The 14,068-nt window shown below is 31.0% G+C and carries 13 protein-coding genes; 2 read left to right on the top strand and 11 right to left on the bottom strand.

Annotation, left to right across the window (positions count from 1 at the left end; all coding sequences use genetic code 11):
* Positions 1–75: 75 nt before the first annotated feature.
* The 8 genes from BUB51_RS09295 to BUB51_RS09260 all read right to left on the bottom strand — a co-directional run bounded on the left by BUB51_RS09295 (position 76) and on the right by BUB51_RS09260 (position 7,586).
* Complete coding sequence (locus BUB51_RS09295; RefSeq protein WP_073197293.1) at positions 76–696, bottom strand: IS607 family transposase; 621 nt, start codon at positions 694–696, stop codon at positions 76–78.
* Between the two features lie 234 nt (positions 697–930).
* On the bottom strand, positions 931–1,248 hold the full coding sequence (locus BUB51_RS09290; RefSeq protein WP_035162938.1) for a PTS fructose-like transporter subunit IIB: 318 nt from the start codon (positions 1,246–1,248) through the stop codon (positions 931–933).
* Positions 1,249–1,280: 32 nt separating this feature from the next.
* Positions 1,281–2,333 carry a PTS fructose transporter subunit EIIC gene (locus tag BUB51_RS09285; protein ID WP_073197291.1) on the bottom strand — a complete coding sequence of 351 codons (1,053 nt, stop codon included), beginning with the start codon at positions 2,331–2,333 and terminating at the stop codon, positions 1,281–1,283.
* A 140-nt stretch (positions 2,334–2,473) separates the two neighbouring features.
* The gene (gene fsa / locus BUB51_RS09280; RefSeq protein WP_073197289.1) at positions 2,474–3,154 is read right to left on the bottom strand and encodes a fructose-6-phosphate aldolase; all 681 of its coding nucleotides are present in this window, start codon (positions 3,152–3,154) and stop codon (positions 2,474–2,476) included.
* Between the two features lie 13 nt (positions 3,155–3,167).
* Positions 3,168–3,632, bottom strand: a complete 465-nt coding sequence (locus BUB51_RS09275) for a PTS sugar transporter subunit IIA (protein WP_200791930.1) — start codon at positions 3,630–3,632, stop codon at positions 3,168–3,170.
* Positions 3,613–5,658, bottom strand: coding sequence for a BglG family transcription antiterminator (locus BUB51_RS09270; RefSeq protein WP_073197285.1), 2,046 nt, complete (start codon positions 5,656–5,658; stop codon positions 3,613–3,615). Before BUB51_RS09270 ends, BUB51_RS09275 begins: the two co-directional genes overlap by 20 nt.
* A gap of 205 nt (positions 5,659–5,863) precedes the next feature.
* Positions 5,864–6,739: an SDR family oxidoreductase gene (locus BUB51_RS09265; protein ID WP_073197283.1), complete on the bottom strand. Its 876-nt coding sequence runs from the start codon at positions 6,737–6,739 to the stop codon at positions 5,864–5,866.
* 85 nt (positions 6,740–6,824) lie between these two features.
* A complete protein-coding gene (locus BUB51_RS09260) occupies positions 6,825–7,586 on the bottom strand; it encodes a DeoR/GlpR family DNA-binding transcription regulator (protein WP_073197282.1) in 762 nt (253 codons plus the stop codon).
* Positions 7,587–7,810: 224 nt separating this feature from the next.
* Here BUB51_RS09260 and BUB51_RS09255 point away from each other — a divergent pair, with 224 nt between their 5' ends.
* Together BUB51_RS09255 and BUB51_RS09250 are read left to right on the top strand one after the other, a co-directional pair.
* Positions 7,811–10,108, top strand: coding sequence for a formate C-acetyltransferase (locus BUB51_RS09255; protein ID WP_073197280.1), 2,298 nt, complete (start codon positions 7,811–7,813; stop codon positions 10,106–10,108).
* Positions 10,109–10,119: 11 nt separating this feature from the next.
* On the top strand, positions 10,120–10,962 hold the full coding sequence (locus BUB51_RS09250) for a [formate-C-acetyltransferase]-activating enzyme (protein ID WP_073197279.1): 843 nt from the start codon (positions 10,120–10,122) through the stop codon (positions 10,960–10,962).
* Here the strand turns inward: BUB51_RS09250 and pfkB are convergent.
* The 3 genes from pfkB to BUB51_RS09235 form a co-directional block, all read right to left on the bottom strand.
* The gene (gene pfkB, locus BUB51_RS09245) at positions 10,936–11,886 is read right to left on the bottom strand and encodes a 1-phosphofructokinase (protein WP_073197277.1); all 951 of its coding nucleotides are present in this window, start codon (positions 11,884–11,886) and stop codon (positions 10,936–10,938) included. The genes BUB51_RS09250 and pfkB overlap by 27 nt on opposite strands.
* A 28-nt stretch (positions 11,887–11,914) precedes the next feature.
* Positions 11,915–12,889 (bottom strand): type I phosphomannose isomerase catalytic subunit, encoded by a 975-nt coding sequence (locus BUB51_RS09240; protein WP_073197276.1) that lies wholly within the window; start codon positions 12,887–12,889, stop codon positions 11,915–11,917.
* 328 nt (positions 12,890–13,217) lie between these two features.
* Entirely contained in the window at positions 13,218–13,892 is a 675-nt protein-coding gene (locus BUB51_RS09235) for a Crp/Fnr family transcriptional regulator (protein ID WP_073197274.1), read from the bottom strand.
* Between the last annotated feature and the right edge of the window lie 176 nt (positions 13,893–14,068).

Here is a 14,068-nt window from a genome sequence, read left to right as displayed (position 1 = left end):
TACTTGTAAATATAATCTATAACCTTTGATTTGAATTTTTTGTCTTTTATTCTCATTTTGTATGTTCTTATATTTTTATTTCCGGCTATAGATTTGCTCATTTCCTTTTAACTCCTTAATTATTTTCTTTGCCTTATTTGCTCTTTTCCCTTGAAGTTTCGCTGAAAATACTGTTATTATTTGTATCATATCACTGGCAAGTTCTTGTTCATCAGTTTTAGGAGTGTTATCTATAATTTCTATAGTAGTACCATATTTTTTACATAAGTTTTCTATTAATTCAAAGCCAAAGCTAACTAATCTGTCTTTATATAAAATAACTATCTTATCAACTTCTGAATTAGTAATCATATCAATTAATTTGATTAATCCTTTTTTGTTGTAATTTATTCCACTTCCAATATCAGTTATTATTTCAAACTGGTATCCTTTTGCAATCATATATTTACGAACATATTGTATTTGTCTTTCTAAATCATCTTTTTGCTTATTGCTTGATACCCTGCAATAACCAACTGTTATTCTTTTTTTAGGATTAATACCTAAAATCGAATTTAATTGTTCTTGGCTATACATTCTGTGTCCACCTTCTGTAATAAAAGAAGGTTTTAATTTCCCTGATTTATCCCAATTTCTTAAAGTTTGCTGTGTTTTACCAATTAATTTAGCAAATTCTCCTATGGTATAATATTTCAATTTCATCACCTCAAAATAATTATAACATAAACTTATAATTATTTTGAGGTTTTTATAATTTTTTATAAATATTTTTTAAATGTTAAGCAACCTCCTCGTGCTTAATTTTAAAAAATATATGAAAATGACGCTCATGCGGACGAAAACTAAATTCTTTCAAGCATTCGCTTTCATTTTCATAAATATTGAAAAATATAAGTTTGTCAACAGTCTGTAACTATATATTTACCTGTTCTATTTTTTACTTTCTATATGGGCCTTTATTTTTTTCATTAGTGCAGGTGCTTTTTTAATCGCATCGCTAACACCTACTCTAACAATAGTTTTACCTTTAAATCTCTCCTCGTTTTTTATGCCCATGTCTTTTGTTAAGATGACAACATCTGCTGACATGATATCTTCTTGTGTTAGTTCATTTTCAATTCCAATAGAACCTTGAGTTTCTACTTTTATTTCTATTCCCTCTTGTTTAGCTGCTTTCTCTAATGCCTCTGCTGCCATATAAGTGTGTGCAACGCCAGAAGGACAGGCTGTAACTGCAATAACTTTCATATATATCACCTCATTCATTAATTTTTATTAATTTATTCAAAATCTATTTCTAATTCATCAAAATCATCTGAACCTTCTTCAATATTTTGCTGAACTGGTTTTTTAAGTATATTAACTACAAGTGCAGTAACGATAACTCCTATCAAAGTTGCAATAATGTAAGAGATTCTGCCTTCTACTACTGGAAGTACTATCCAACCTCCCCAAGGAGCATGATTTGCAGCACCAAGTAAAAATGCAGTGGCAGAACCTGCTGCTCCACCTATCATAATTGAAGGGATAACTCTTAATGGATCGGCTGCAGCAAATGGTATAGCTCCTTCTGTAATACCTATAAGCCCCATAATAACGGCTGCCTTTCCACTTTCTCTTTCTTCAACTGTATATTTTTTAGGTGACAAGAATGTAGCTAATGCTAATCCTAATGGTGGTGTACATATCGCAACTCCTACTGCTCCCATAATTTCTGGATTTGTAGGTATCATACTTACTGCAAAGAAAAATGCTACTTTATTTACAGGGCCACCCATATCGAACGCCATCATAGAACCTAATATAATTCCTAGTATTATTTTACTTGCACTCGACATTGAATTTAACCAAGTTTCAAGTCCTTGCATTACGTCTGCTATCGGTGTACCTATTACCCAAACGACTAATCCTCCTACAATGAATGTTCCTATTAATGGAATTATGAATATTGGCATAACTGATCGCATGATTGCTGGAACTTTTATTTTCTTTAAGTAATATACTACTATACCTGCTAATAAACCTGCTATAATCCCGCCTAAAAATCCAGCTCCTACCTGACTAGCTAGATATGCGCCTATCATACCAGGTGCAATACCGGGTCTATCTACCATCGAAAATGCTATAAAGCCGCCTAGTATCGGAACAAACAATGTCATTCCGCCGAGTCCAATTTTCCATATATCTGCTAATATTCCCGTCTCTGGTGCTTGTGGCTGTCCTGATAACATTACCGATAATGCTAATAGAACTCCACCGGCTACTACAAATGGAATCATGTAGGAAACTCCCGTCATTAAATGTTTACGAGTGTCTTTTAGTAATTCTAACATCAAATTCCCCCTTTTCAAAATTTGATTACTGATTGATTTTTAATCAATATAATGATAAATAGTTCTAAAACAGCTTTGTTCTTCTCCACCTTCCTTTCTCTTTCTTATATATTTAATGCTATTTAGTATAGCACTAGATTCTATTTAAAATAATTTGTAACTTTTGTGCCTTCGCCAAACGCTCTCTCCCAATCAAAGATAAACTTGTCGACACTATAATCCGTAAGTGGATGTCCCATCATACTTTTCATTACATCAGCAGGTACAGTTATGCTATGTACTCCTTCTTTAATCACGTCTATTACCTGCTGTGAATTTTTAAAACTAGCTGCTATTACTTTAGTATTAAAATCATAATTATTAATTATTTTAATAATATCTTTTACTACTTTGACACCTTCCCCTGAAATATTATCTAATCTATTAACATACGGAGCTATATAACACGCCCCAGCTTTAGCTGCCAAAGCTGCTTGATGTGCTGTAAACACCGCTGTAGCTGTAGTTTTTATACCTTCATTAGATAATTCTTTAATCGCCTTCAATCCATCTACAGTTACAGGTATCTTTACATAAATATTTTTATAACGTTTACTAAGGAATTCAGCTTCCTCAATCATACCCTGATAATCTTTACTTACTACTTGTGCATGAACAATTTTATCTTCACCTATTACTTCAATAATCTCATCTAACAAGTCAATTATATTTTTTCTTTCTTTGGATACCAGCGTAGGATTAGTTGTAACTCCATCTATTCGCAGAATATCTGATAACTCTTTTATTTCATTTAAATTACCAGTATCTAAATATAATTCCATATTAATCTCTCCTTTAATCTAATGCATTTGCAAATATTGTTTCTAATGTCTCGATTAATTTTTCTTGGCTATTAACTGTTAAAAGTTCTTCTCTGAAATTTTCATCCATTAGCTTTCTTGATAGTGCAGCTAATATTTTTAAGTGTGCATTTGAAGCGGCTTTTTCTGGTACTGCAAGTAAGAAAACTATATGAACCGGCTCACCATCTAAAGACTGCCATTCAACTCCATCTTTAATTCTTCCAAACGCTACTGTAGGTACTTTTACCGCATTAGTTTTGCCGTGCGGTATAGCCACTCCAAATCCAATTCCAGTAGTTGAAAGTTCTTCTCTTTTAAGAACCTCTTCTATATACTCATCAATACTGTTTAGCCTTCCTTGTTCATCTATCAATTTTGCTAATTCAACTATTATTTCTTTTTTGCTGTTTCCATTTATATTTAATTTAATAAGTTTTTTATTGATAATACTGTTCACTGCTATCATCCTTCCTAGTTAAAATCTTTAATATTTCTTTATTTGTTGAACTGTTTCTAATATTATTTAATATATTTTCATTATCTAAAAGCGAGTAGAATCTTCTAAAAAAATTCCTTGTCGAATTGCCAGAACCAAACTTCAAAGCTAATAGAAATACTATATCTACCTTATTGCCTCCCCAATCAATTGGCTTATTTAATGTTGCAACCGCTATAATGGGTTTATGTACATATTCTTGCATTCCATGAGGTATAGCAACTCCCTTTCCTACAGCGGTAGAAGTAATGTTTTCTCTTTCTAATGCTGCATCAACAAATTTATGTTCTACATGCCCATATTTTACAAGTTCACTTCCTAATCTTTTTATAACTTCTTCTTTATCGTCTATATCGAGTTTTGTATATATAAACTTCTCATTAAACAGCTCATCCATTTTTGTAATATTGTTAATATCTCTATGAAATCTCCTTGTATTTTCTATATTTTTAATGTACTCTTTTATCCTCTCTATGTCCTTTGGACTTACAATCGGATTAATTTGTATAACAGGCTTTAGACTATAATTAATAGGTATTGTGGAAATTATTATGTCAAAATCATTTTCCTTCATTTTAGCAACATCATGAGAAGAAATTATATTTACTATTTCTAAATCAGATATCGTTTTTTGTAATCTTACTGCAACGAGTTGTGCAGTTCCTATTCCACTATTACAAACAACTATCGCTCTCGTTTTATTGTTGAGTCTCTCTAGTGCAGCTCCTATATGAGTTGCAATATATGCTATTTCTTCTTCGTTTACTTTAACTCCCAGATGCTTTTCAAATAGAACACTAATAGCCCATGTGGCTCCAAAAACACTTGGATAATTATTTTTTATTTCATTTAATAGAGGATTTCTTAAACTTAATCCATATTTTAATCTGTTTATTGCTGGCCTTAAGTGTAGTACTAATCCTACTAATAATTTTTTATCCTGACTGAAATCAACAGATAAAATATTCCCAATCAGCGTAATTATCTCATTTGCTAGATTTATTATTAATGGATCCATATTTTCTAGAACGCTTTCGGTATCATCAATTTTATAATTCTGCTGAACTTTAGAACCCAAAACGTGCAGAGCAATAAATCCTACTTCACATTCAGGTACATTTATGTTAAATTCCTTTTCTATCCTCTTTGATATCCATTTAGCAATTTGAAATTCCTTCTTTTGTTTTATAGCTGATAATTGGTTTAAATCCATTTTGATATCTTTATTTTGTTTTAGCCTTTCAATACTGATTACAATATGTCCTAAAAGTCCTTCGTAGGCTATATCGGCTAAATGGAACTCCATTTTTTCTTGGGCTTCAATTAATATCTGTTCTATTTTGTTTACATCAATATCTGGAAATAACTCTTTAAGCTGTATGAAGTTTTCAAAATCTAATCTGCTATCTTGCTGAATTTCTTTAGTATTTGAAAGCACGTTTCTTAATTCATCGTTACTTCTAAATATCATTATCAAATCTGCTGCTGCCTTTCTCCAGCCCTTCTCATCCCCTTCTATCTCTATTCCATGATTTTGTCTCCTATTAAGTTTTAGATTATATTTGTTAAGCCACTTTTCTACCTCTTCTAAATCTTTAAAAACTGTAACTCTGCTTACATATAATTCGTCAGCTAAAACCTGCATTGTAATTGAACCTTTTGATTGCAAAAGTCTTTTTATTATATAAAGCTGCCTTTCTTCATACGAATATGGTTGTATATATATTTTACTTTTATTAATAGCTTGTTTTAAAAATCGTTTTCCTTCTTCGTCTACTTCAATCCATACTCCTATCCTAGGTTTTTTTACAATCGTTACTCCATAATTGTTTGAACAAAAATAATCCTCAAGCTCTTTTAAATCATTTCTTATAGTTCTATTAGATACATTTAATTGTTCAGCTAACTCATTTATAGTTATAGGCTTGTCTAAATCCAGCAATATGTTAATGATTTCCCAACTTCTTTCGTTAGGAAAATAGTTCATAACAAACACCTCAATACTGTTTTTATTTGTTAATCATGTCCAACATTTAATGTGGTACTTTTTTATTAATGTGGTATTTTTTTAATTATATTAATTATCTTTATCTAAATATTATCATATCTTTTAGTTATTTTCTATATCTCAAAGTTTATATTATTTTACATATTAATGTGGTAATTGTTTATTAAATAAGCTGCTATACAATTTAGAATTTAAAATCAAATTCCTTTAATGCTCTTTCGATACTTTGCTGAGAAGTATTAATATTAATTCCAAACGATTTAATCTTTTCATAAGACATTCTTAAATCTCTCTTTTTATCCTTGTATTTGTCTTCATCTCTAATCACTATCCTGTCAATTTTCTCCTTTGATAATCCTATTCGTTCTAATATAAATACCGCTGTATCATATGTACTTTGCTCATTTTCTGAACCAAAGTGATAAGTACCATATGGTAGTTCAAATATATTCTCTAGATTATCAATTAAATCGTATACATAAGTTATACCTCTATATTCGTTGCTAGCAATCTTAATTTGCTTATCTGACATAACAGCACATACAATCTTCCAAAACAGATTAGGATTATTCGGTACATTTCTTTCTGGTAATCCAAACATCCAGCTTAATCTCAATATCCACAGCTCATCTATTTCCTGTCTTAAGAGCCTTTCAGCCTCAAGTTTGGTTTGTCCATACACTGTATTCGGAATCGCTTCGTCCTCTTCGCTATATGGGCCATCATTAACGTTCCCATTAAATACCTGTTCACTGCTAACAAACAACATCTTTGCGCCGATTTTTCTTGCAATTTTAGCTATATTAACGGAACCCTCAACATTTACCCTGTATGCTAGTTGAGGATTATCTTCACATGCTTTTGTAGCCGATATTGCAGCCCCATGAAATATAATATCTGGCTTAACTTTTTCTAGCACAAAGCTAACAGCTTCATAGTCTGTTACATCTAAATCTTTAGCTGTTAAGGCTGTAATATCATATTTATTTTTATATTCTCTGTATATTCTAGAACCTAAAAATCCTCCTGCTCCAGTTATTAATATTTTAGTTTTACTCATAATATCTCCCTTTCTCACCATATTTTCTATCGTTCATTTAGTTTGCTACTTCAACCAATAAATTTGCTAATATATTAAATAGGTATTAGATTATCTTTATTTTATATTTCTCCAACTTATCCTTTATTGTTTTTGAAGGTTCTTTATCAGTTATGATTGTATCTATATCTTCTAAATCTGCAAATTTATAAACTCCATCAAAGTAAAACTTTTCATTTTCCATAACTAAAATAACCTCTTTGCCGCTTTTGATAATTGCTTTTTTCGTATTCCCATCTTCTACGTTAAAGGTATTAACACTTTTGTTTATTACATCAACACCACAACTACCTATAAAAGCTTTCTGTACAGTATATTTAGATATAGCTTCAATAGCTGCTGAACCTACAAAACCTCCAACATTTTGATATAAAATTCCACCGGGTGAAATTATCTGTATATTTGAATTTCTACAAAGTATATGAAGAATATCTATAGAGTTTGAAATCACTGTTATTCCCAATTGCGACTTTGCTATCTTCTCGGCTAGAATCATATTTATCGAAGATATATCCAAAAAAATCGTTTCTCCATCTTTCAATAAGGAAAATGCCTTATCAGCAATCTTTTTTTTAGCTTCAATATTATGTTTTATTCTTTCTTCAACTCTTATATACTGAGGTATCTGTTTTTTTAAAATAGCACCTCCATATATTCTTTCAAGTAGTCCTTCGTTCTCTAAATATTTCAAGTCTTTCCTTATAGCATCCTCGGATACATTAAACATTTCACTTAATTCCTTCACAACTACTTTCCCTTCATTGTGAAGCATATCAATTATTTTATTTAATCTCTCTTTAGCAAACACACTTCACTTCCTCCCTATTTAATATTATTCTTTCTTATTTTTTCCTGTTTTATTATATAAAATTAATTGACACAATTCAAGGCTTGATAACTGATTCAGTGAAACATCATTGTTTATAAGTATTTTTGCTATAATATTTCTACTATATAACATTGTCAAATAGGATAAAATAATATAAAATAATAATAAATAATAGTTATTATTTTAATTATAGGAGGATAAAGATGTGTACGGTAAGTGAAAGAATAAAAAATTTAAAAGAATTATTATTTAAAAACAAAAGGGAAATCTCTCTTGAAAGGGCTAGACTATATACCGAAAGCTATAAAAATACTGAAGGACAACCTGCTATTTTAAGAAGAGCAAAAGCTACAGCCCATATCCTTAATAATGTACAAATAGTTATTAACGATGGCGAATTAATTGCAGGAGGAAGAACTGTAAAACCTCGCTCCGGAATCGCATCACCTGAAATGTCTCCTTACTGGATATATGATGAGTTAGATACTTTAGCAACAAGACCTCAAGACCAATTTTATATTTCTGAAGAAGATAAAGAATTTTTCAGAAACGAATTATTCCCTTTTTGGAAAGATAAATCTTTAAAGGATCTTGTCAATAGTAGACTCCCCAACAATGTAAAAAATGCACAAAAACAAAGAATTATAAAACTTAACCAAACCGATAAAGGACAAGGGCATATAATCCCATCATTTGATAAAGTTTTAAATAAAGGATTAGGCTATATGATAGATGAAGTAAAAGAAAAGATGAAAAAAAATCCTAATAATAATTTTTACAAAGCAGCATTAATCACCCTTGAAGCTACTCAAAATCACATTGAAAGATATGGTAAACTTGCAAGGGATATGGCATTAAACGAAAAAAATCAAAATAGAAAGAAAGAATTGCTAGAAATCAGCAGAATCTCTTATAAAATTTCTAAATATAAACCTGATACATTTTATGAAGCATTACAGTTATTCTGGTACATAAATATTGCTTTGCAATATGAATCAAATGCAAGCTCTATTTCTCCTGGCAGATTCGACCAATATATGTATCCGTTTTATAAAAAAGATATTGAAAATGGACTAGATATAGAATTTGCAAAAGAACTATTAAGATGTCTATGGCTAAAAATGAATGATGTTGTTTTACTTAGAAGCCAAGAAAGTGCTAAATACTTTGCAGGCTTTCCGACCGGATATACTATAATTTTGGGTGGGCTTGATAGAAATGGTCGCGATGCAGTTAACGAATTGTCATATTTAATTTTAGATACATATGGCGATATAAAACTTCCACAACCAAACTTAGGCGTACGTATAAATGAAAAAACTCCGAGAGAATTTCTTATTAAAACTATAGAAACTATAAGATTGGGTACAGGCATTCCTCAAGTTTTCAATGATGAAGTAATAATTCCTGCATATTTAAACAGAGGTGTGTCCCTTGAAGATGCTAGAGATTATGCAGTCGTTGGATGTGTAGAACTATCTATCCCGGGAAAAACCTACGGTCTACATGACATAGCATTATTTAATCTATTGAAAGTCATGGAAGTAACTCTAAAAGAAAGTAATGGTAATTTTAATAGCTATAACGAACTCATAAATGCAATAAAAAAGAACATAAATAAATATGTAAAAGACATGATTGAAGGCTCAAATGTTGTAGACCAAGCTCACAGAGAATTTGCACCTACACCTCTTCTTTCATGCTTTGTAGAAAATGCATTAAAGACAGGTATGGATATAACATCAGGAGGTGCTAAATATAACTTCTCAGGCGTACAAGGAATAGGTGTAGCAAATTTAAGCGATTCTTTATATATAATCAAGAAAGCTGTATTTGAAGATAAAGAAATAACTTTACCTGAATTAGTAAAAATACTAAATAACAATTATAAAGATAACGAAATAATTAGACAGAAATTTATTAACAAATATCCTAAATATGGCAACGATATAGATGATGTCGATTACTGTGGAAGCGAAATTTTATCTCATTATTGTAAAGAAGTAGAAAAATATAAGAACATACGCGGCGGATTTTTCCAACCTGGTTCATATACAGTATCTGCTCATATACCTCTTGGGGAGGCAGTAGGCGCTACTCCAGATGGTAGATTATCTGGAGAACAGTTAGCCGATGGAGGTCTATCTCCAATGGTAGGTATGGATAAAAATGGACCTACAGCAGTATTGAAAAGTGTAAGCAAAATCGATACTTATCTAATTTCAAATGGAAGTCTTTTAAATGTTAAGTTCAATCCTTCTGTTTTAGAAGGAATAGAAGGTATTCGAAAATTTATAGGCTTTTTACAGTCATTTATGAGATTAAAATTACAGCATATTCAGTTTAATATCGTTTCTGCAGAAACTTTAAGGGATGCACAAAAACATCCAGAAAAATATAAAAATCTGGTTGTAAGAGTGGCTGGTTACAGTGCAATATTTATTGAACTTAACAAGTCTATCCAAGATGATATCATAAACAGAACTGAACATATTTTATAGGATGTGATATGATGAAAAAAGCTATAATTTTCAACATACAAAGATATAGTATACATGATGGAGGTGGCATTAGAACATTAATATTCTTCAAAGGATGCCCTCTTAGATGTCCTTGGTGTTCTAATCCAGAATCACAAAGCTTTAAACCTGAAATTATAAGAAGGGAATCCCTATGCATAAAATGCAGTAGTTCAAGCTGTTTTGCATGTACTAACACGCCAGAACAATGCCCTACTGGAGCAATAGAAAAAGTAGGAAAAGAAATGGATGTTAACGAAGTTCTAAAGGAAATAAAAAAAGACATAATCTTTTATGATAGTACAGGGGGTGGCGTCACCTTATCAGGTGGCGAACCCCTTTCACAAGGAGAGTTTGCAATAGAACTTCTAGAAAAACTTAAAAATCTAGGAATAGATACCGCAATAGAAACTACTGGTTTCAGCAAATGGGAAATATTGGATAAAATGTCCAATCATCTAGATAGGATTTTATTCGATTTAAAAATTATGAATAAGGAAAAATCAATAAAAATAATTAATGCCGATATAGATTTAATAAAAGATAATTTTAAAAAATTAGTAAAAAAACGCATCAATATCATACCTAGAATACCGCTAATCCCTAAATATACAATGGATGATGAAAATATAGAGGCTATTATAAATTTTATATTGAGTCAAGGTATAAAAGAAGTTCACATACTTCCATATCATCAATATGGAATTTCCAAATATAAAAGTCTAGGTAAAAAGTATATCTTAAAAAGCCTTATTCCTCCATCATCAGAAGATGTAGAAAGGATTAAAGAGAAAATGACAGATGCCGGGCTATACGTAGTAGTTGGAGGTAAATAGCATTGAGACTTCCACTTCATCAATAACGTTTTGAACTTCTTTATAAGTAGGGGCCTTTGTCCCCTCTTTTGTTACAGATACAATGGATGCCGCTATTCCCTGTTTAAACGCTTTTTCTATTGTAAGCCCTTTGCTTAATCCAGCAGCAAATCCAGCTACAAGAGAATCTCCTGCTCCAACAGTACTCTTGACTTCAACTTTCGGAACTTTTCCATGCAATACAAAATCCTCTGCAATTAGTAAAGCTCCCTCACTTCCCATTGAAACACAGACAAGTTCTACTCCTTCCTTGATAATACTTCTGCACACATCTACAATTTTCTCTTTTGTATCGAGATTAATATTCAATAATTCCTCTAATTCTCTTAAATTCGGCTTAATCATATAGGGTTTACCTTTAATTCCCTCTTTTAGTAATTGACTGCTTACATCTAAAATAACTTTACATCCAGTTTTATTTCCATATTCGGTTAAGAATCTATAAATGTTATTATCTATTCCTTTTGGTACACTTCCTGATAATACTACTATATCTCCCTCTTTTATCACTCTTTTAAAGATATTGATAAACTCTTTTAGCTCCTCTGGACTTACCTCCCCACCTGTCTCATTTATATCGGTTGTGTCTCCTGTTTTTAAATCTACTATTTTAATGTTTGTCCTTGTGTTTTTACTTACTTCAGTAAATTTCTCTTTAATCCCTAAATCTTTTAAAGCCTGTCTTATATACTCTCCATTTTCTCCTCCAAGAAAGCCTAGAGCAATCGTATCACAATCGAATTCTGCTACTGTCTTCGAGACATTAATCCCCTTTCCGCCGGGATCTACAACACTATACTCTACTTTATTTACTTCACCTGCCATAAAATCTCTTATATAGATCGTCTTATCAACTGCTGGATTTAAAGTAACGGTTACAATCATGTAAGTTTCCTCCTATCTTTAATCCTTTTTATTTCACTATTCCCAATATCTCATTTTCTACCTTCTGAATGTCAGGAACATAACTTTTTAATAACTTAAGTTGTCCAACAATCTGGTATTTTCCTAGACTTGCAGGGATTAAAATACTATCTCCCATGCTTATTTTTTCTATCCCATCTGTATATTTAATTTCTCCTTCACCTTCTACACATGTGAAAATATAAAATCTCTCTTCGTCACTATCTTCTATAAGATTATCCTCTATATCGTATAGTTCCAATGAAAAATGTTTGTTTAGACAATAATAAGTTTTACTATATCCTTCCTTTTCGACTTTTAGCCCTTCACTTTTTTTACCTACTAAATTAAAATCAATCACATCTAAAGCCTTTTCTATATGCAATTCTCTTCCCCTATTGTAGTCGTAAACTCTATAGGTTGTATCGCTATTTTGCTGGATTTCCGCGATTATTAATCCCTCTCCCATTGTATGGATTAATCCACTTTTTATTAAATATACATCTCCTTTTTTCACTTCAACTACATTCATATATTTTTCTGGATTTCCCTCTTTTATAGCCATTTCAAACTGCTTTTTAGTACATCCGTTTGTACCTAAAATCAATTTGGCTCCCTCGTTAGCCTCGACTACATACCATACTTCTGTTTTTCCCATTTCACCTTCAACTTTTAATGCATATTCATCGTCTGGATGGACTTGAACAGATAATTTATCGCTAGTATTAAGTAATTTTACTAATAATGGAAATTTATCAGTTGGAATTTTAGTTCCTAATAACTTTGCACCTTCCTGTCTTATTAATTTATCAAGCTTCATTCCTTTATATTTGCCATTAGATACAACGCTCACACCATGAGGATGACAGGATACATCCCAACTCTCTCCAATTTTCCCACTAGGTAAGTTTTCTCTAAATGATTCTAAATCTCTGCTTCCCCATACTTTTTCAAAATATAAGTTTTCGAATTTTAATGGATACATTTAATTAGCCTCCCAATCTAAATACTTTTCAAATGATTTATTTATTTTCTTCTCTTAATAATTCTATCATTCATTGTCAATATAAGTTGTTTAAAAATATAACACATTAATGCGTTAAATTTTTATTTTTATATTAATACGAATAAAAAACCTTATAAGATAGAAAGTTCAGACTGTTGACAAACTTATATTTTTCAATATTTATGAAAATGAAAGCGAATGCTTGAAAGAATTTAGTTTTCGTCCGCATGAGCGTCATTTTCATAAAATATTTTACTTTGTCAACAAGCTCGACCTTCTAAGACAAAATGTTTTGCTTATTCATAAATTAAATTAACGGCTCTATATAAGCTCTCAATTTTTCCATATCTTTTATTATTATCTTTTTATTTTGAATGTCTATTATTCCTTTTTCTTTAAATTCATTTAACCCCTTTGTTACAGTAACTCTTGAACACCCTATCAAATCAGCTATTTCCTGATGAGTAAGAGAAAGGTTTATAACCAGCTTTTGCCCTACCAATCTGCCTTCCTGCGACGATAATCTAATGAGAGTATCAGCTATTTTACCAATAGAACTATTAAAAATCATATCTGCCATCTGAAGCATTAATATTCTATATTTTCTAATAACGCTGTGAAGAAAAAATTTATAACCTTGATAATTAGTCTCTAAAATTTTATCTAATTTATCTCTATTGACTATGGAAATCACCGTATTTTCCATAGCTCTAGTAATAATGTTGACATTCCCTCCGCAAAAATAATCCATCTCCCCAAAAATCTCTCCGGGTTTAAGCATATAAAGGATTTTTTCTAATCCTCTAGAACTGTATAAAGCTCGTTTTAATTTACCTTCAACTACTATAGCGACAAAATCATTCCCCGATATATCTATCACAGAATTCTTTGGATATTTTCTATATGTACCTAATTTGCTTATTTCTAGAAAAAATGCGCGCATTTTATTCTGTTTTTTTTCATCAAACAGATCTTCATACATGACACCACACGCCCTTCTTATTTATGATTACACTAATTATAGCAGATTTTTTATGATTAATATAATAATTTTTATTATTTCTGATAATCGAGTAGGAGGTAGATGATTAATTCATCTACCGACCTCTCACACCACCGTACGTACCGTTCGGTATACGGCGGTTCATTAGGTTAAGT

It is taken from the genome of Caloranaerobacter azorensis DSM 13643, from assembly GCF_900129995.1.
GTDB classification, from domain to species: Bacteria; Bacillota; Clostridia; order Tissierellales; family Thermohalobacteraceae; genus Caloranaerobacter; species Caloranaerobacter azorensis.
This window is presented reverse-complemented; position numbering and strand designations above follow the sequence as displayed.